This window comes from Haloarcula sp. NS06, assembly GCF_051122755.1.
Classification (GTDB): domain Archaea; phylum Halobacteriota; class Halobacteria; order Halobacteriales; family Haloarculaceae; genus Haloarcula.
On sequence record NZ_CP184846.1, the window covers coordinates 1 to 18,953 of the forward strand.

The following is an 18,953-nucleotide window of genomic DNA, read 5'->3' on the forward strand; positions in this document are numbered from 1 at the left end:
GTGTGTTCCAGTACCTGCTCCATTGACGCACTCCCATCCGTTGGAACGAGAATATCGCTATACATCGTTCGTACAAATCAAGTTGTGACAAACATCCCTTTCGATTCTGTTCAGGCATTGTAAATACAGTAGCTGTACCGCGAGTGTGGCGAACGATGCTCGGTTTCGGCCTGATGACACCGTTTCAAAGATAACCGAGCCGCTCCAGCCGCGACTGGAGATCTATGTCGTCAAAGCCATCGATGTCGTATTCTGCCATTTCATCTTCTCCGGTAGCGAGTTCGGTGATGTCGAGTGTCTCACTCCGCTCTGCGGAGTCAGCGACAACGTCGGACGGTGGGCGGTCGATAGGTGTGCCGTCGATGGACTCAGACCGCCGGCCCCGCACGACCGCTTCGTACTCATCATCCCCCCACGCTGCGCGCTTGTATACGGTGTCGCCGGGCCCATCACGATAGACGAGTGACGCAGACTGCCGGAACCGGTCGGGTTCGTCAGTGTACTGCTCGGCGTACTCCGCCGTCTGGCCGGTCGGTGGTGCTTGGTATGCAGTCGTTTGTCCATCGGGTGCGGCGAACCACCCGGAATCGTCCGCTTCGCCGTCGAAGGCAGCCAGCACAGCGTCGGGAAACTGTGCTAACGTCGCCAGGGACTCGATTCGCTGTCCCTCGGTCTGCCCCGGTCCGTGGACGACCAGTGGGACGTGAAACAGTTCCTCCTGTGTGCCCATCCCGTGCATGACGGCCGGTGGCTCTGTGGCGGCCTGTGGCGGCTCTCCGAACCCATCACCGTGGTCCGACGTGATGACCACGAGCGTGTCGTCTAACACACCGCGTGCCTCCAGAGCACCGACGACCTGCTCTAGAATGGCGTCAGTCTGTCGAATCGCTCCGTCGTACAGCGGTTCGAGCAGTTGTCCGACGCCCGCCGGGAGTTGCTCCCCATAGACGCTCCACTCCCACTTGATCGGGAGTTCGTCGTGCATGGCCCAGTAAAAGTCTGCCCCCCACTCATCGTAGGCGTCCCGCGTCACGTACGGCATATGCGCATCCATCAGATTCAGGCACGCAGCCCAGGACTCCGCTTGTTCGTCGATCCACTCAGTCAGCCTATCAGCGTACCAGAATCCGTCGACACCGTTGCGGGTCTCGGACGGGTCGTCAACGTCTGTCGAATCGGGCCGTTCCGTAACGACGGTCTCGAAGCTGTCACTGAGTCCGGACGGGTGAACCGTGAGATACGGGTTCTCGGTGAATACGCCGGTTTCGTAGCCCTCCCCATCGAGGAAATCAAAGATTGTCTGGCCGGGTTGTAGCCGTTCGGTTATCTGGAGTTCGTGGCCCTCGGACGGAACACCGGTGAATAGGCTCGTATGGGCCGGCAGCGACCAGCTTGCGGTCGTCCGTGCCTGCGTGTACACTGTCGCCTCACGACCGAATTCTTCGAGGAAGGGTGTGGTCTTGCGCCGATGACCCAACAGCGAGGTGTTCGCCGCGCGTACGCAGTCAAGAACGACGAGTAACACGTTTGGCCGACCCATTGTCAGGCTTTAGGAGGTCTTCACGGCAAAAGTATGTTCTGTAACCGTTCTCTCACAACGGCACTGGTGTTCCGTCTCGACCCGTCTGGGAATCACATCGACCACTCGGGACAGAGCCAGTCGGTTATTCAGCGGTTGCCGGCGGAGAACTCTTCTATCAGTAAGCGCCAGATTCACCGCTTGTTGCCGTTACAAAAATATAATATTTTACATAACCCATCACTTCTTGGACTATGCCAGAAATTCAAGACACAGGCTCTGTTGCAATCAGCGGCAAGTGTTAGTTTTGTACCCCGGCCGTCCAGTACAGAGGACAATTCTATCAACAAGTCTTTTAATTGGATTGTCTGACACCTAGAAGAGTCGCCCATGGTCCTTCGTCGAAGAAAGTACCTCCAATTCCTTCCAATGTTGACGCTTCCGGTTGTCTCGGGATGTAGCCAGCAAAATGAGTCGCCTTCGGTTATTCTTCGGATGGTACGGATCATCAATCTCTCCGAGACGGAGTTACCGGTTGAACTGACTGCGGTGGATGACACAAGAACGGCTGTTGGGCTATATACCGGACAGATTGGGACTCAAGGGCCGACTGCAGGGGATGGTGAAGTTGTCCTCCAGCCGAGTGAAATTATGGAGCCGCTCCAGTACGATTATTACCTCACAGTCTCCGGGTCCCAGCGAGCAAAAATCATCGCTAAAAGCCTCAAATCTGCCTATCAGAGAGAGTCGTCCGAACATCTCGTGGGATGTGTAGAACTCAGTTTCGCCATTCGTGATCCAACCACCGATGCCGAAGTGTGGGGTGACTACACGTTCTGGGAACGTTGCGAGACTGCCCCCGGAACAGTGGACCCCACGACCAGTTCCTGAACTGCACATACGCACCTTTCTGCGACCGACTGTTTTTGCCTGTTTTCTATCTGAAAATAGGACTTTAGCAGAGCCAAGACACAGTGTGCCAAACCCGCGGGAGTATATTTTATATGGGTCGACAGTCTGATGAGTAATACGTGGTCAAGTCAACGGTTCGGTTCCCTGAAGCGGTGATGGACTGCGTTGAGGAGATGGTAGAAGAGGGTGTCTTCTCGAACAAGTCCGAGTTTCAGCGGTTCGCCGTTGAGTACGTCCTTTCGGAAATCGAGGACTACGAACCCGAGATGGTTGATTTCGACGAACTACAGAAAGAAGTCTTTCAACACCAGCCGGTTTCCAGCCGGGGCGAAATGTCACCAGAGATCAACGAGAACTTCTACGAGAACGCCGCGCGCGTCCGACAGTTCGCTATTCGCGGTGACATCGAGACGGCAGAGGAGTACATCGACACCGCGTACCCCGTTACTGACCCTCGCTGTTTGCTCCTCGATGACTTGCTTGAACCCTATCGACAGCGCGAAACCGACGACGAGTAAGCTTCTTCTCGGAACTGGTACTTGTCGCCTCGCGGCGTCCATCGTTGGAAATCTCTGTGGCTGTGTCCTCGCCTCGGTAAAACGGTGACCAGTTCTCCGTATCTTTACACCGCTCATCAGCGAGCGTCTGTTCTCCGGAGCGTCAGTCGTCGTCAGCGCGGGCCTCTGGCGCTTCTTCCGAGCGTGGCCCAGCAGCGTGTCCCTCATGCGCCAGCGCCGTGGCGAACAGTTCTTCGGAGACAGCGGGCACCTCCGCATCTTCGACCGCTCCCTCGGACTCGATGTCGTCGACTGAACGCGGGTACTTCCTGAGGTCTTTGTGGATCGCAATACCCGCGTCTGCACCTTCGCCCATGGCGATCGGGATCTGGTTGTGGCCCGGCGTCAGGTCGCCGACGGCGTAGACGCCGGAGACACTGGTCTCGCCGTGGTCGTCGACAGCCACTGTCCCGTCGTCGTTTCTATTGAGCCCCAGTTCATCGGCCAGTTCCGCGTGGTAGTCCGACCCCAGCATCGGGAAGCCACCCTTGTACTCCCGAACGCTTCCGTCCTCGAATTCGTAGGCGGATAGCCAGCCGTCGTCGTCAGTCTGCTTCCCGGAGAGCTCCGTCTCGACGATCTCGACCGGGTGATTGTCAAGCATCGTCTGCGTCTCGTCGCTCCACTCCGGCGTTTCGCCGCGAGTCAGGATGTCAACGTCGTCGGTGTAGTTTAGCATAATCATCGCGACGTGGGCCGCGGCTTCGCCGGTCCCCATGACGAAGACCGGTTCGCCGACAAACATGAACGCGTCACAGTGGAGACACCAGTGCAGCCCCTTGCCGGTCCGTGGCAGCGGCGGGTCCGGACGCTCGTCGGCGAACCCGGTCGCCAGCACAACTCGCTTAACTGCCAGCTCGCCGTCGCTCGTCGTCACGGTGAAGCCATCCTCATCCTCGTCGGCAAGTGGGTCCACTGACTCAACGAAGCCCCGCTCATAGGTTCCGCCGTAGTCCTGCACCTGTTCGCGTGCCGTCTCTAGAAATTCGTTCCCCGAAACGTCCTCGGTGACGCCGATGACGTTGTGAGTGTCGGTCATCATCGCAGCGCGGCCCCCACCGCGGTTGATAACAACCGTGTCCATCCCCAGTCGGGAGGTGTACAGTGCGCTCGTCAGTCCGGCCGGCCCACCGCCGACCACGGCCACATCATAGTCGAACTGCCCATCGGTATACATTATCATAAAACACGTGCTCAAGGAATAAAAACAGCAGAACAGCGGCCATCGACACAGTAATGTGTCACTGGTGACTGACTTCTTGAGCGACGGGAACGACAGGCTCGCTGGCCCTCTGTCTCACCCAGGACCGAGGGCTGCGATATCAGCCCCGACCGTCGCCTGTGCATCAGCCGGATTCGGATCACTGTCGGCCAGATGCGTCCACTCATGGGCCGGCAGTGCCGACAGATGGTCAGTGATTGCGGTGCTGTACGGAGTCGCCTTCACAGTGCTCTCGCTGTCGCCCCAGATGTGGTTGATGACAGTCATTGAATCGATGCGTATCTCAACTGATTCCGGGTCACATCGTGCCGCTAGCGCCTGTAGTCCAAGGTGGAGGGCAGCGTATTCGGCGACATTGTTGTTCGTCCGGGAGCCGACTGGCCGTCCGAGCCGGGCAATCGGTGTCCCGTCGGCCTGAATCACAGCACCGGCTCCAGCCGGTCCGTTACTGTGCGCGCTGCCGTCCACATAGAGGACGACCTGTGACGCGGCGACAGCAGCCGCAGCCTGCTGTCTCGGTGGCGGGCTGGATTCGAGGACTTCCTCGATTGCGGTCCGTATTTCATCAGCCGTGGTCTCCGGGTCGAACAGGCCACCGTAGCCAGCAACGGCCGCATTAATCGCATCGATAGCGGGGGTGAGTTCATATCGATACAGCGCAAGCAGCTCATCGACCCGCGTCGCCAGCGGCGAGAGCGTCTCGGCTGGCAGACGCTCTCTGTCACCTGCCGGCTGATCCTGACGGTCCATCTATGATATGTAACTGCGGGCGGGTAAAAGACACTTCGCCGCAACAGGCCCAAGGACGGGCGGCCGGCGTACGGACATCTCTCGGTGACGGAGCTCACACAGGCTATCGATATCGCCGACCGAATGCTTGCGGAAGGACGGTCCGCGGTTGTCGAACTGAACAACAATTCGCTTCGGTGGCGTGGAACGCTTGACCAGCCGATACCGTACAGCTCTCCAGCGGTTGCCGCGTTGTTTGCTCCAACGACTGGAAGCTACGGATGGGAGTCCAAATAAGCCGTCGCTGCCTACCGGATAGATATCTGATGAACGTCGATCGGATCGAAGTAAGCCACACCGCTGCAGAGAAAGCTGACCGATATCTCACGCCAGAGCAACTCAAAACCGTGCTGCGGGAACACACCGGCTACGTGTGCCGACGCGCGTCACCGAATCACGACGACCTGTACCCGGACAACGAATTCACACTGCGCGGTGAGTTTTACGGACTACAGCTTGACATCGTCTTCGCCGTCGAAAGCGACCATGTTGCAGTCATTACACAGATGTCACAGCACAGCGACAGCTTGCGCGGACAGTTCTACGAGTACGTCGGCGACACCGCTGAGGATGCCGTCAAACACGCCAGGTCGTAGAGCGCATGAATTCAATGGACTGTCCGCAGTTGGGACCGCAGTTAACAGTACTGAGGCCGTAGCCGTGGCCACGATGGACAGACGGACCTTCCTCGCTGCGAGCGGGCTCACGGTTGCGGGGGCACTGACTGGCTGTAGTGCTCCCAGTGACGACCAGCAAGGGGGCGGCGATACAGTGACGGATTCCGGACAGACCGACGATGCAGCGACGGCTGTGACTGTCGAGACCGTCGCCGACGGGCTCGAATCGCCGTGGAGCATCACGCCGCTGTCTGATGACTCGCAATTGCTGGTCACAGAGCGCGTCGGCCGCGTGGTGCTGGTTGATCCAGCCGACGGCACAGTCACACCGATCAGTAATGCACCGTCGGTGTACGCGAGCGGACAGGGCGGGATGCTCGATGCGGCGCTCCATCCCGATTTTCCGGACCCGGCGTGGGTGTATCTGACATATTCGAAGGCTAACGACAGCGGTGAGTCGGCCACACATCTGGGCCGTGGTCGCCTGAACGTGGCTGACGCGAAGTTCGAAACGTTTGAACAACTACACGTCGCCGAGCCGTTTGTCGACTCCGACGGCCATTTCGGGTCCCGCGTCGTGTTCGGCCCTGACGGACTGGTGTACATGACTGTGGGCGACAGGCAGTTCAAGGACTTCGGGCCCGACCACGTCGCACAGGACCGGACGAACGAACTCGGGACCACACTTCGATTGACGCCCTCAGGCGGGATTCCCGATTCGAACCCGTTCACTGACGACCCGAACGCGGTCGCGTCGATATTCAGCTACGGCCACCGCAACGCACAGGGAATGACCGTCCACCCCGACACCGGTGCAATCTGGCAGGCTGAGTTCGGTGAACAGGACGGCGACGAAATCAACATCGTCGAACGGGGCGCGAACTACGGCTGGCCGGTCGCCGACGAGGGCTGTACCTACGGCAGCGGCGACCCGATCGGCGTCAGCCACGCGGAGCGTGACGATGTCATTGCACCGGTGTATTCGTGGGAGTGTGGTTCGGGAGGGTTCCCGCCCAGCGGCGCGACTTTCTACACCGGCGATGCCTTTTCCGAGTGGACCGGTGATTTGCTCGTCGGCGGGCTAGCCTCGCAGTACCTCGCCCGGTTCACCGTCGACGGGCGAACGGTTGAGGAGGCGACGCCTCTCCTTGCCGACCGAGGGTGGCGAATCCGCGATGTCGTGATTGAATCCGGGAGCGGCCATATCCTTGCTGTTGTTGACGCGCCGAATGCACCGATTGTCCGACTCCGGCCCGCCTGAGGCGGGAAATTCGTCGACAACGGCATGGAGGGCCGGCGACCCGTTCCCAGAGCCTGAATTGGTGCTGGAGGAGTGCGTCAGCGCTGGCAAGGTGGCGCTCCGGTCGCATAGCCCCACACAGATTTGCACCGATTCGTCCCGGAACAGCAAGCCTCGGACCGCGTCATTTTTGCTTCTGAACCCGCTAAACTGGCTGTGAATCAGACTGCGATTCTGCACGTTGCGTTCGGAGTACTGATCGTCGCAGGGTTCCTCGTTTCGGCACCACTGAGCTATGGCCTGTACGGACTGGGGGCCGCGTGCTTCATTGCCGGCATCGTACTTGCACGGCAGAACAGCGATGAACCGGAGACCGCTGATAGCGTCTGACATCTCAGACATAGACGCCGCTTTCAGGATGCGATCGAAGCTTCTACAGAGATGTACAATAAATATATGTCACATGGGCGCGAATAGATCGCTTCCTGACCGGTCACGCTTCCTGTAGCCGACCACCGTCGATGGCCACATTCTGGCCGGAAATGTAGTCAGCCGCATCACTACAGAAAAACAGAATCGGTGCCGCAACGTCCTCGAATGTGGCTGCCCGCCCACGCGGGAACTCTGAGACGTCCACGACAGTGTTTTCGACCGCAAAGGGCGACACGGTGTTGACCGTAATCCCATCGTCCTGCGTATCATACGCCAGGGTTCGCGTAAACTGCAGGACAGCCTTCTTCGCTGCGAAGTACGGGAAGTTCATCGGGACTGCTCTATCATCTCGCGCATCCGCCACGCCGAAGTTGACAATCCGCCCCCAGCCGGCTGACCGCATCGGCGGGAGCGCGCGCTGCGAGCAGAGGTACGTCGAATACAGACACCCTTCCACAGCGGTTTTCCACTCGTCGAGGGACAACTCGTCCCACCGCCCCTGTGGGAGCGGACCGACTGCGTTGACCAAGATATCGACATCGCCAAGTTCCGATTCACAGTCCGAGAACAGCGAATCAACGGCTTCGGGTTCCGTTACGTCGCCCTGTACGGTTGTTGCCTCCACACCGTGGGCCCGTGCGTCGGCTGCTGTCTCCGCCGCCGCTTCTTCGCTCGTCCGGTAATGTACGGCGACATCGGCACCGGCAGCTGCCAACTCGAGGAGCATCTCTCGGCCGACACGCTTCGCAGACCCTGTCACAAGAGCAGTACGCCCGTCCAGCTCCGGCTGAATTGCTACCACTTTTCGATATAGCGCTGTGATAAGCAAAAATGCGCGGGTACTCGCAACGCTTGATGACCGGCTGCTGTCCGGTGTCCCCTTTTCGCGTCATCCGAGCCAGCGTCCATCGGCCGACACACCACCCCCCAAGTACATTCCACCAACGGAGTACAACAATAGCGATTGAACCGCGTACCGCGGCGTGCTGTCAGTCGTCGGCAGGCGTCTCGGCTTCCTCCGTGGGACCGAGCGGTTCCTTGGGCTTGATCGGGTCCCCCGATTCCAGTCCCTTTTCTGCGAGTGCCATGCTCCCCATGACCTCGATGATGAGACGGTTGGCCAGCCCGCTGGTGACGCCCCCGTTGTAGGAACTACTGTCGCTGGTGTCGTAGGCCGGGGAGACTTCGACCACGTCGAAGCCGAAGTCCTCTGGGTCGAGGGCCTTCACAACCTCGCGGACCATGTAGATGGCTTCCCGCGGAACGAGGCCGCCGGGTTCGGGTTCGCCGGTGCCGGGTGCGTAGGCCGGCTCCATCACGTCCACGTCGAAAGAGACCCACACTGCGTCGGTCCCGTCAGTAGCTCGCTGGACCGCGTCGGCGACGATATCGTCGAGGTCCATCCCGCCGACATCCATGGAGGTGTACCACTTCATATCTGCCTCTCGCATCTCCTCATAGGTGTCCGGACCGGGCCAGAACCCACGCGGACCGATGAGCGTGTAGTTCTCTCCGGCCATGAGGTCGTCGTCGAAGACGCGCTTGACCCACGCCCCGTGGTCGTACTCGAAGCCGGTAAGGCCCTCGTCGCCCGTGTCCGCGTGACAGTCGAAGTGGATGAGGCCGATGTCGTCGTAGCCGTTCGCTTCGGCCCAGCCCTTGATGTCCGGGTAGGAAATAGAGTGGTCGCCGCCGATGACAATGGGCGTGGCCTGCTCGCTGATTTCGTAGACCGCGTCCTCGATGTTCAGTTGGCTCTCACGGGTGTCCCCGGGAGAGACGGCTGCATCGCCGGTGTCGGCCACACTAAATGTGTCGAAGGGGTCGACGCCGGTCTCGATGTTGAAATGCTCGTAGGGGGGCGAGGGGACCGTCGAGGCGGCCCGGACTGCACGCGGGCCGTAGCGGGTGCCCGGACGGATAGTCGTCGCCGTGTCCAGCGGTGCACCGAGAATACCGATGTCGACATCCTCTTCATCGAGCGCGTCGCGTTCGACTTCTGGGAGTTTGAGGAACGTCGGGATGCCGCTGAAAATGGGTTCGTTCGCTTCTTTGTGCTTTTCGCCGTAGATGTCGTCGCCGTTTCGGTTAGTCATGATATAGTGGTTTCCCGGGCTCGAACTGGTCGAACCCAGCGTGTGTATCGACAAAAGTAGATGATTGCGAACTACGGATAAGCGTTCCTTCGGATGTGTAAAACCCACCCTTATGACCACGAGTGGACATGTACCGTTCGAGTTTCCTTAAGGAATTTAATGCTGGCTCGCCCCTCTCGGTCAGCAGTTACTCCCCGGTGACCAGAGAAGGGTCGTTCCGGAAGGCCAGATGCGTCGCAACTGAGAGGCTGTCGCGGGCGTGTCTGGCGCTACGTTCGAGCAGGACCACAGCGCGCTGGAGCGCCAGCAACGGTTCGGGACGTTCGGCTTCGAGGTGGGCGTTCAGTTCGGCGATCCTGTCATCGACCAGGTCGAACGCGGCGCGGGCGTCTTCGGTCGCGTCGTAGTCGGGGGTCGTCACTGCCGACCGGGTCGCGCTCGCGGCGTCATCGAGCGCGTCACCGAGTTCGGTGAGCTTCGAGGCGGTCCGTTGGTCGGGTGTCGCCGAGTCGCTCGCCAGCCCCGCGATCTCGATGGCCGTGTCGGCCATCAAGACCACGTCCTGTGCGACCGAGCGGTACCCGATCAGTGGAAAGCCTGTCTCCAGCCCGACAGTCTGGTTCAGTCGCGGGTTCCGGTAGATAGTAAACACCAGACGCAGGAACAGGTAAAACAGCTTCTCGACCTGGGCCTGGCGGCTCTCCACCGTCTCGATGAGGGCCGTGTCACCCTCGATGAGCGCGGAAATCGCGTCCCCACGTATCACCGCCTCGGTGCGACTAAGTCGGCCCAGCAGCGTCGGGAGGTCGAAGTCCTCGGGCGCGACCGAGCATCGCACTGTCACCGTTGTTTCGGCCTGTTCAACGATACCCAGCCCCATTAGTCGACGCTCGGCATTCATTACGGCGGTACGGTGTTCGGTCTCCAGCGGTGCCGTCGCCTCGATTCGGATGAGCTGTCGGCCAAGAACGTACTGCGTGATGATGGCCCGCTCCAGCGCGTCAGGGGTCAGCGCGTCGGCGTCGATGGTCGCCTCTACGTCCTCGATAGTGGGCTGTTCGGGGACGACGAGCAGCGACCCACCATTTTCGTCGCGCTGGACGATGACCTCGTCACCCTTCGAGATGTCGTGTTGCCGTGCCCAGTCCACGGGCAGTGTCACCGCCAGCGTGGACGAGCCCAGCTGCTGGACTTTCCGTTTCATTCGAATCGGATCGGGCGTCACCACGCACCACTCCTATGGATTTTCGAAACGTCCATCAATCGCTCTATCTCTTATCAGATTAGGGCGCATTTTCTACTTCCGGTTGAAACAAATTCTCCACATTCGCAAGAAACTGAACGATATGCAAGTGCCTGCGCAGCTAAGGTATTAAAACAGTCCTAGGAGTTACGCACCGTACATGTGTCCACTAACACACTCCTACAGTCCATGCTCGTTGCGGGATAACTCTACTGTGTAAACAATACTGTCATAATCGCTTTATGTAGTCCTCAAAACGAAACTGATGTGACTCAATACCGTCCGGCCCGGAACCAATCTGGGCGTAAAACTGTGGAATCGGGCTACAGAGGCGATTATAGTTGTCCAATCGTCAACAGTGGTGGTTCGCCGTGAGCGTCATCCTCTACGGGCTTGCCGCCACCATCGTGACGATGATGGCGATCGGGTTCTACGTCGCGAAGAAGGTCAACGGCGACAGTATCAACTACATCGTCGCCGGTCGGGGACTCATTCTCCCGCTGGCCGCGGCGACGCTGATGGCGCAATCGCTCGACTCGAACGCGACGCTTGGGAACACCGACCTCGCAGCAGGCTTTGGTTTCTGGGCCGGCGCTGCACTGCCTGTCGGGCTGGCGCTCTGTCTGTTCCTCACCGGGCTGTTCTTTGCGAAGCCGATGAACCGACTCAACCTCACGACGCTGCCGGACTTCTACCGCCGAAAGTACGGTCGGACCGCCGAGATCGTCGCAAGCATAATTATGTCCGTCGCCTATGCGTTCCTGCTTGCGGGGAACCTCGTCGCCGGTGGCTACCTCTTCCAGATTTTCGTCGGGACGAGCTTCCAAGTGGGCGTGTTCATCATCGCCGGACTCGTGCTCACGTACACTGTCGCCGGCGGGCTGTTCTCGGTCGCCTACACCGACGTGTTACAGGCGGGCGTCGCGTTCATCGGCTCCATCGCGCTCATCGTCTACGTCACGACGAACTATGGCATCACGATTCCATCCGGGATGGGGCCGACGAACCTCGGGCAGCTCACCGACCCGAGTCAGGGGGCGTACATCAACCTCGCTACCATCGTCGCCCTCGGTCTCGGTGACATCGTCGCAATCGACTTCATGGAGCGGGTGTTTGCGGCTGACAGCCCCGAGACTGCACAGAAAGCCTGCTTCATCGGGGCTGCCGGTACGCTGATTATCGGCGTCCCGTTCTCCGTCGTTGCGCTGTCGGCGAACCCGATTCTCGCCTCCCTCGGTGTCGAGGCCGGGAACCAGGCCGTGCTGTATACGCTCCTCCAGAACGCCGTGCCGCCGTGGCTGGCCGCACTCGTCCTCGCCGGTATCGTCGCCGCCTCATTCTCGACGAGCGATGGGGCGATTCTGGGAACCTCTGCCGTTATTGCCCGGAACATCGGTAACATCCGCGTCGACGAAGAGGGTACCGCCAGCCCGGCAGCCGCCGCGGACGGCGGCGTCGACGAGGGCTTCTTTGGTTCGGAGAGTGACAAGCTGCTCACCGTCACGCGCCTGATGTCAGTCCCGATAACGCTACTTGGCGTGTTCCTCGCAATACGGGTTTCCGCGACCGGGATGTTGCTCGTGCTGGCGTTCGATATCATGCTGGCCGGCGCGTTTGTCCCGCTTGTGATGGGACTATACTGGTCCGATATCGCGACCACGCCGGCAGCACTCGGCTCGATGATTGCCGGCTCCGCCACCCGTCTCGTGCTCTTCGTGATGGTGCCGACGACCTACGCCTACGAGAACACGCTTCTGTACATCCCTAACGACATCTTCACCGCCGCTTTTGACGGCCTGCCGACGTTCATCGCCGCCGCGGTGGGACTCGTGGCGTTCCTGGTGATCGCCTTCGTCACCAAGGATGACTACCCGATATACAGCGTCGAGAAACAGAGCAACCCCAACATCGTGGCCGGCGGAGAGGAAGACTGAGTACATACCGCTTTATCACCAGTGCTTCCGACTACGCTGTCGAACAGCACATAGCAGCCCCGAGTTGCCACACTTAGACCAGTTACCTCAGATGAGCCGTGGCAGTCTGGTCGGCTCTTCATGGGATGCTTCTCCCATCACTGGGACCTCTTGCCAATTAAACAACCCCAGTCGGAACAGCCGGTAACTGTAGGGCTCCCCGTGTGGGGCAAACACGACGAGCGCGAACCGGTCACGGATGTTCCGTCGGTCGGTGCCCGTCAGACCGGACGGCGTTGACGCCGACGTGTGTGAGTGATAGAACACGCGAGGCTCCGGCGGAACCTGATCGGGTGCCGTGGCGGCGAACCGACGCCGCGGCCTCGGTGAAACATTTTCGAGCGGGACGTGATCGGTCGCATACAACTGGTCATCCTGTAGCGTACACGCGAGGTATCCTCCGGCCTCGTGGGGATGACTCGCCGCGATGTGCGCCGCTATCGCGTCCCGAATGTCGTCGGGAACCGTGAGCGCTCGGGCCCGATGACTGAAACGCACAGTATTCACAGCAAGTGACCGAGACATAGAGTTGTTTCGACTGGCCAGCCGGTAGTGTGTGGCCGGCTCACTGGCTTCCGGAGCCGCAAGCGGGGTTTCGCGAGCCCACAGAGATGGTTCTCTATGTGGCGCTACGCGCCGGCTGCTCATCCAGTTCACCGGCGCTGTGGCCTGCGGAGTCGGCACGCATTTCGTCGGCGGTTTTATCGGGTAGGTGATACAATTTCTGGCATATGGTTGACCAGCCTGTCGATGTCGACGCAGCGGGCGAGAACATCGCCGGTGAGGTACCTGCTGAGGAACCGGAAGCCGTCACCGACGACGCAGTCGTCCACGACGACAACGTTGAACTGGAACGGACTATCGGGCTGGTCGGTGGGCTGGCAATCGGAATCGGGACGATGATCGGTGCTGGAATCTTCGTGTTTCCGGGGCTGGCGGCCGCAAACGCTGGCCTTGCAGCCACCCTTTCGTTCGCAATCGGCGGGCTGATCGCGTTGCTCGTGGCGCTTCCGACCTCCGAACTCGCCACGGCGATGCCACGGAGCGGTGGCGGGTACTACTTCATCTCGCGCGGGATGGGGACGGCGTATGGCGCGATCGTGGGCCTCGGACTGTGGCTCGGACTGATGTTCGCCTCGGCGTTCTATCTGGTCGGGCTCGGCCACTACGCGAGCGCCGTGTTCGCTGAGCTAAACGTCGCGCTCCCGTTCAGTCCGGTCATCGGCATCGGGTTGCTGTTCGGGGCTGCACTGACGGCACTGAGTATCGGCGGCACCGAAAACACCGCGAAGATTCAGAACGTGGTGGTGGGGGTCCTCCTCGTCGTGCTCACGGGATTCCTTTCCTACGGTGTCCTCGACGCTGTGGGCGTCTTCGGCGGCGGCACCGTGCCGGAGCAGTTCTTTTCCAGGGGGTACTTTCGGGTTTTGACGACCGCTGCGCTCGTGTTCACGTCGTATCTGGGATTCGCCCAGGTCGCAACTGTCGCAGGTGAAATCAAACAGCCGGGTCGGAATCTTCCGCTGGCGATGGTCGGCTCGGTCCTGATTGTGACCGTTTTTTACGTCGTGACGATTTTCGTCGCGACCAGCGCGTTCGGTGCTGATCGGCTGGGGGAGTTCGGGGAGACCGCGATGGTCGAAGTCGCCCGTGACTTCCTTGGGCTGCCCGGTGCGGTTGCGATTCTGGGTGCCGGGCTGTTGGCGACGTTCTCGAGTGCGAACGCGTCAATTCTCAGTGCTTCCCGGGCCGTGTACGCTCTGAGCCGCGACGCGTTGCTCCCCAGAAAGGCGAGTGAAGTCAACCTTCGATACGGCACGCCACACATCGCATTGCTCTCTGCTGGCGGTCCAATCCTCGTCCTCGTCGCGACTGGCCGGGTCGAACTCCTCGCCGAAGTCGCCTCGTTTCTCCACCTGATTATGTACGGGCTGATGTGTATCGCCCTGCTCGTGTTGCGCCGTCGAAATCCCGAGTGGTACTCGCCAAGCTATCGAGTGCCGGGCTATCCAGTGGTCCCGGTCGTGGGCGCGCTCGCGAGCTTCGGACTGATCATCTTCATGCAGCCCGCGTCAATCGGCATCGGCATCGTGGTCATGCTCGCCTCGTACCTCTGGTACCGTTATTACGCTGGGGACGTGACACTCAAGGGAGATATCTGAGTATGACTGACCGTTTATCCATACTCGTCCCGATTCGCGTCCTCGAGGGAGAATCGGTCCCGGAGGGTGTCCCCGAACTGCTCGCCCATGCACATGTCGTCCTGCTGGGGTATCACGTCATCCCGGAACAGACTGCGCCCGGCCAGGCCCGGATGCAGTTCGAGGACCGGGCCACGGAACGGCTCGATGATTACGAGGAGATGTTCGAGGACGCCGGGGCCACCGTCGAGCGGCGACTCGTGTTCACACACGACGGCCAGAAGACCATCGATCGCATGATTGCCGAGCACGACTGCATGGCTGTTCTCGTTCCGAACGCCACAGGGCCGGTCGAAGACGTACTGGTCCCAGTCCGTGGGGCCATTGGCGTTGACCGTCTCTCCCGTGTCGTCGCCAGTGTGTTCGGAGACATGGACGCCGATGTGACGTTATATCACGTTGCGGACGAAGATACAACAGACGACGATATCAAGACACTACTCGGCGGAATGGCGGACCGGTTGGCGGAGTTCGGCATGGACCCGTCGACTATCGAGACACGGATCGACCGCGATCAGGACCCCCTTGACGCAATTGTCGACGTTGCTGATGCGTTTGACACGGTCGTGATGGGTGAAACCGACCCGTCGCTGTCGACGTTCGTGTTCGGGATGCCAGCCGATCAGGTCGCGAACCGGTTCCTCGGGCCGGTGTTCGTAGTCCAGCGCGAACGCGCTGAAGAGGACGAAGACGGGTAACCCACCCTGACTCAGCATCCGGTCGGCTGGATAGCTGCCGGTGCTTACTCTCTTGTCATGCCCTCAGTGCCCCACTGCCCACGGATAGCCACCCGTTGCCGCGTGGGCGTGGTCGTGTTCAGCGTCAGTTCTGCGCTCGTCTGCGCTAATCTGCACGATGTCGTCAACCCGGAGGATCTGTGTCACAACAGCGACTGCCCGTTGCAGAGCACTCCTGAACACTGTGGATGGTTCCAGAACACCCGCCGCAACCATATCCCGGGGATGTCCATCGGGGCCGACACCGACCGTCGCCGCGCCGGCGTCGTGTCGCTGTTTTATCGCTGTCAGCGTGCTCAATGGGTCTGTGCCCGCGTTCGTGGCCAGTGTCCGGGGGAGGGCTTCCAGCGCGGCTCCAAACCCATCGAAGACGAGCTGTGTCCGGTCTGGTATCCCACGGGACAGGGCAGCGATGTCTATCGCCAGTGCGGTCGGAACCGCACCGCCGCCGGGCACGAACACGCCGTCATCGAGTGTGACACGCGTAACGTCGATACAATCCGCCACGATGCGACGGACCTCGTCCGCAACGTGTGGCGTGCCGCCACGGAGCAGTAGTGTTGCTCGTTGTTCCTCTGGGCAGCCCTGCAGCGTGAGCGTCTGTGTGGTCCCGACCGTCCGCTGCGTGACCGATTCGACAGTGCCGGTGCTGTCCACGGTCAGGTCGTCGACGGACATGACTGGCGTGCTTCCCGTCGCCCGGGCGATGACATCGAACTCGTCCCGCCGGGTCCGCTCGACGGGGAGTACGCCCCGTTGCGCGAGCGCAGTCCTGACTGCCTCGTCGATGGATTTCTGACAGAGGAGCACGGTCGCACCCGACTGCACCACCTGCTCTACCAGTTCCGTCTTCCGGTCCTGTTCGTGGTCCTGAAACGCGCTCCGCTGTGTCGCATTCTGCAGCTCTACCGATTCGATGTGGTTTGGTTCCTCGATGCCGATTTCGGCGTCGACCATCGCGATAGCCGGCTCGTCGTGCGTTTGGATGCTTGGGTGACTGAGCGCTTCGAGGGATGTTGATGATGTCTCAGATCGACCACCACTCCGTCGAGACAGACGGATTCACGGAGTTCGCCGCCGGGGTAGGATTTGAGCGTGAGCCGCGATGTGTCGAACTCGACTGCCTGCAGCGCACTAAGAGTCAATTCGGCGAATCGGTCGGTCGAAGCGTCGTCCCACCGCCCCGTGACGGCGGTCCTCGCAATCTGTATCAGTCGGTCGTCGTTTCGGCTGTGCAGGCCACGTTCGTACTGCTCAAGCTGGTCAAGGGCAGCTTCGGCAGCCCTGACGTAGCCGTCGATGATTGTCGTCGGATGAAGCCCGTCCGAACGAAGCGCCGCGGCTTCCTCGAGCAGTGCCCCGACCAGCACAACTGCCGTCGTCGTCCCGTCCCCGACGGCGCTGTCCTGTGCAGCCGCGGCCTGCTCGACCAACCGGCCGACCGGATGCGTGATATCCATCCATTCGACGATACTCGACCCGTCGTTCGTGACGATGACTGTCCCGTTCTCACCGACGACCATCTTGTCCAGCCCGTTAGGTCCGAGTGTCGTCCGAATTGCGTCGGCGAGTTCACCTGCGGCGGTGTGCGTGGGATTCGGCTCGTCATTGCCGTCATCTTCAGTCGTCTCTCCCAACATCAGTGTCGACAGTCCTCGTTGTCTCTGGCCCTCATTACAGTGGGTCGTCAGTGACACAGAGGTCACCGCGGTCGGTGCTGTTGTGTTCGATACCTTCGGGTGACGCGTCGAAGTCGAACGCGCCCGTCGGGAGCGCCAGCGTCGAGCAGGCGTTTGGAACGTCCACGACACCGCTCTGTCGCCCTTCAACGGGGACAGTCCCGAGGATGTGCAGCGCCTGCTGGCCGGTGTAGCCGAACTGCTTGAGATAATCGATAGCCTGGAGACAGGCTCGCCGATACGCGGTGTGTGAATCGATGTACTTCTGCTCGCCGTCCTCCGTGACAGAGTAGCCACAGAAGGTGACGTAGTCCTCGAAGTTCGGCCCGCGGTGGCCCGGCTCGAAGATCGGGTGGTCGACACCGAACTTCTCCATCCCGTCTTTCACGAGGTCGAACTCGAGGTCGACGTAGGCGGCCATCTCGATAGCGCCACAGAAGGATATCTCGCCGTCGCCCTGCGAGGCGTGGAAGTCGCCGATGCCGAACTTCGCGCCCTCGACGTACACCGGGAAGTACACCGTTGAGCCGATGGAGAGGTCCTTGATGTCGTGGTTCCCGCCATGTTCCCGGGGCGGAACGGTTCGGGCCGCGACTTCGGCAGCCTCTTCGGCCTCGTCGGGGTCCATCTCCCCCATGAGCGCACCGTCGGGCGTCGGCGGATTCGCCACGGCTGGCTCTTCCTTCCCGGTCGGATGGTTCGGTATCGATTCGGGGTCCTCGGCGTGTTTGTCGATGAGTGCCTGTTCGCGTTCGTTCCACGCTTCCAGCAGTTCTTCGCTGGGGGCACACCCCGCGAGGCCGGGATGAATCTTCCCCTCGTACTCGACATCGGGAATGTGGCGCGAGGAGACCGTGTAGCCGTCGATGTCCCAGATAGATTTGGCCGCTTTGGGGAAGTGGTCGGTCAGGAAGCCGCCGCCGTTTTGCTGGGAGAACGTGCCAGTGAACCCGAACTCGGAGCGATCGTTGAGCGGCCCCATGTCGTGGAACTCGACTTTCAGCAGGTCACCCGGCTCGGCACCGTTGACGTGAACGGGCCCTGCGAGATAATGCACTTGCGAGAGATCCACGTCGCGGACCTCGTTGGCGTTGTCGTTATCGGTTATCTGTCCGCCGGTCCAGTCGAGAGCTTCCAGTCGCATACTCTCACCAGGGTCCGCTTCGACGACCGCCGGGATGTCCGGGTGCCACCGATTGAACGGGTTCGCGCCCGGCTGTTCGTCTGGCTCGCTGTCGACATCGACCTCGAACTTCGTTTCTGGCATTACGACTACAGTATCGGATAGATTACACATAAGTGTTCGGACGATTGACGTTTCGGACCTACACTTCTGCTCCAAGATACGAAACATTGACTACCCGTACTTCGAGATATAACTACAAACCCATTTTAATACGGAGAATATATCCAAATCCACTCTTCTCAAACTAGCGGTATAACTTCGAATAGTTTCTCTTTTTGATATTGGTGTATGATAATTCACCACACACCAACTATCACAGTGTACCAGTTGATATGCCACTGCTCCCCTAAATTAACAAGACGCTGTGCTATGTTACGTGATTCGAGCGGACCCCGCCAGAAAGTACGTGGTACACAGCGTCACGGTGAAACGTGATACGTACTGCTAATATAAGCGTCGCCCCACTCCTCCGGAGTCCGACCGGGTCCGAAAATCGTCTCTTTCACTGCTCTGTGGTTTTACGAGAGTCACACCAGATTCTCCAAATATT

Annotated in this window: 18 protein-coding genes; 8 read left to right on the forward strand and 10 right to left on the reverse strand. The window is 60.2% G+C overall.

Features of this window, described 5'->3' with window-relative positions; translation table 11 throughout:
- Positions 1 to 184: 184 nt before the first annotated feature.
- Positions 185 to 1,540 (reverse strand): sulfatase, encoded by a 1,356-nt coding sequence (locus tag ACODNH_RS21730; RefSeq protein ID WP_434531826.1) that lies wholly within the window; start codon positions 1,538 to 1,540, stop codon positions 185 to 187.
- Between the two features lie 1,010 nt (positions 1,541 to 2,550).
- Here ACODNH_RS21730 and ACODNH_RS21735 point away from each other — a divergent pair.
- On the forward strand, positions 2,551 to 2,949 hold the full coding sequence (locus ACODNH_RS21735) for a ribbon-helix-helix domain-containing protein (protein WP_306710578.1): 399 nt from the start codon (positions 2,551 to 2,553) through the stop codon (positions 2,947 to 2,949).
- A 142-nt stretch (positions 2,950 to 3,091) separates the two neighbouring features.
- On the opposite strand, the gene ACODNH_RS21740 is transcribed toward ACODNH_RS21735, so the two are convergent.
- The gene (locus ACODNH_RS21740) at positions 3,092 to 4,165 is read right to left on the reverse strand and encodes an NAD(P)/FAD-dependent oxidoreductase (RefSeq protein ID WP_306710577.1); all 1,074 of its coding nucleotides are present in this window, start codon (positions 4,163 to 4,165) and stop codon (positions 3,092 to 3,094) included.
- A 120-nt stretch (positions 4,166 to 4,285) separates the two neighbouring features.
- Positions 4,286 to 4,960 (reverse strand): ribonuclease HI family protein, encoded by a 675-nt coding sequence (locus tag ACODNH_RS21745; protein ID WP_434531827.1) that lies wholly within the window; start codon positions 4,958 to 4,960, stop codon positions 4,286 to 4,288.
- 84 nt (positions 4,961 to 5,044) lie between these two features.
- Between ACODNH_RS21745 and ACODNH_RS21750 the strand changes: the two genes are divergently transcribed.
- The 4 genes from ACODNH_RS21750 (at position 5,045) to ACODNH_RS21765 (ending at position 7,246) form a co-directional block, all read left to right on the forward strand.
- Positions 5,045 to 5,236 (forward strand): hypothetical protein, encoded by a 192-nt coding sequence (locus tag ACODNH_RS21750; protein WP_306710573.1) that lies wholly within the window; start codon positions 5,045 to 5,047, stop codon positions 5,234 to 5,236.
- Positions 5,237 to 5,265: 29 nt separating this feature from the next.
- A complete protein-coding gene (locus tag ACODNH_RS21755; RefSeq protein WP_306710571.1) occupies positions 5,266 to 5,595 on the forward strand; it encodes a hypothetical protein in 330 nt (109 codons plus the stop codon).
- Between the two features lie 73 nt (positions 5,596 to 5,668).
- Positions 5,669 to 6,877, forward strand: coding sequence for a PQQ-dependent sugar dehydrogenase (locus ACODNH_RS21760; protein ID WP_306710569.1), 1,209 nt, complete (start codon positions 5,669 to 5,671; stop codon positions 6,875 to 6,877).
- A 195-nt stretch (positions 6,878 to 7,072) separates the two neighbouring features.
- Complete coding sequence (locus ACODNH_RS21765) at positions 7,073 to 7,246, forward strand: hypothetical protein (RefSeq protein WP_306710567.1); 174 nt, start codon at positions 7,073 to 7,075, stop codon at positions 7,244 to 7,246.
- 103 nt (positions 7,247 to 7,349) lie between these two features.
- Here ACODNH_RS21765 and ACODNH_RS21770 read toward each other — a convergent pair whose 3' ends face one another.
- From ACODNH_RS21770 to ACODNH_RS21780, 3 genes are all read right to left on the reverse strand, one after another.
- On the reverse strand, positions 7,350 to 8,015 hold the full coding sequence (locus ACODNH_RS21770; protein WP_434531828.1) for an SDR family NAD(P)-dependent oxidoreductase: 666 nt from the start codon (positions 8,013 to 8,015) through the stop codon (positions 7,350 to 7,352).
- Between the two features lie 262 nt (positions 8,016 to 8,277).
- A complete protein-coding gene (locus tag ACODNH_RS21775) occupies positions 8,278 to 9,384 on the reverse strand; it encodes an agmatinase family protein (RefSeq protein ID WP_306710564.1) in 1,107 nt (368 codons plus the stop codon).
- Between the two features lie 187 nt (positions 9,385 to 9,571).
- Complete coding sequence (locus ACODNH_RS21780; RefSeq protein ID WP_306710562.1) at positions 9,572 to 10,588, reverse strand: AbrB/MazE/SpoVT family DNA-binding domain-containing protein; 1,017 nt, start codon at positions 10,586 to 10,588, stop codon at positions 9,572 to 9,574.
- A 410-nt stretch (positions 10,589 to 10,998) separates the two neighbouring features.
- Here ACODNH_RS21780 and ACODNH_RS21785 point away from each other — a divergent pair, with 410 nt between their 5' ends.
- The gene (locus ACODNH_RS21785; RefSeq protein ID WP_306710560.1) at positions 10,999 to 12,561 is read left to right on the forward strand and encodes a sodium:solute symporter family protein; all 1,563 of its coding nucleotides are present in this window, start codon (positions 10,999 to 11,001) and stop codon (positions 12,559 to 12,561) included.
- A gap of 87 nt (positions 12,562 to 12,648) precedes the next feature.
- Here ACODNH_RS21785 and ACODNH_RS21790 read toward each other — a convergent pair whose 3' ends face one another.
- On the reverse strand, positions 12,649 to 13,125 hold the full coding sequence (locus tag ACODNH_RS21790) for a Mov34/MPN/PAD-1 family protein (RefSeq protein ID WP_306710558.1): 477 nt from the start codon (positions 13,123 to 13,125) through the stop codon (positions 12,649 to 12,651).
- Between the two features lie 206 nt (positions 13,126 to 13,331).
- Between ACODNH_RS21790 and ACODNH_RS21795 the strand changes: the two genes are divergently transcribed.
- Complete coding sequence (locus ACODNH_RS21795) at positions 13,332 to 14,762, forward strand: APC family permease (protein ID WP_434531829.1); 1,431 nt, start codon at positions 13,332 to 13,334, stop codon at positions 14,760 to 14,762.
- A 2-nt stretch (positions 14,763 to 14,764) separates the two neighbouring features.
- A complete protein-coding gene (locus ACODNH_RS21800; protein ID WP_306710556.1) occupies positions 14,765 to 15,499 on the forward strand; it encodes a universal stress protein in 735 nt (244 codons plus the stop codon).
- A 63-nt stretch (positions 15,500 to 15,562) separates the two neighbouring features.
- Here ACODNH_RS21800 and ACODNH_RS21805 read toward each other — a convergent pair whose 3' ends face one another.
- The 3 genes from ACODNH_RS21805 to fmdA are packed head-to-tail and all read right to left on the reverse strand — an operon-like array spanning position 15,563 to position 18,484.
- Positions 15,563 to 16,495 (reverse strand): TCP-1/cpn60 chaperonin family protein, encoded by a 933-nt coding sequence (locus ACODNH_RS21805; RefSeq protein ID WP_434531830.1) that lies wholly within the window; start codon positions 16,493 to 16,495, stop codon positions 15,563 to 15,565.
- A complete protein-coding gene (locus tag ACODNH_RS21810; RefSeq protein ID WP_434531831.1) occupies positions 16,444 to 17,178 on the reverse strand; it encodes a TCP-1/cpn60 chaperonin family protein in 735 nt (244 codons plus the stop codon). The genes ACODNH_RS21805 and ACODNH_RS21810 overlap by 52 nt, the downstream gene beginning before the upstream one ends.
- 34 nt (positions 17,179 to 17,212) lie before the next feature.
- Positions 17,213 to 18,484 (reverse strand): formamidase, encoded by a 1,272-nt coding sequence (gene fmdA / locus ACODNH_RS21815; RefSeq protein ID WP_306710554.1) that lies wholly within the window; start codon positions 18,482 to 18,484, stop codon positions 17,213 to 17,215.
- Positions 18,485 to 18,953: the final 469 nt, after the last annotated feature.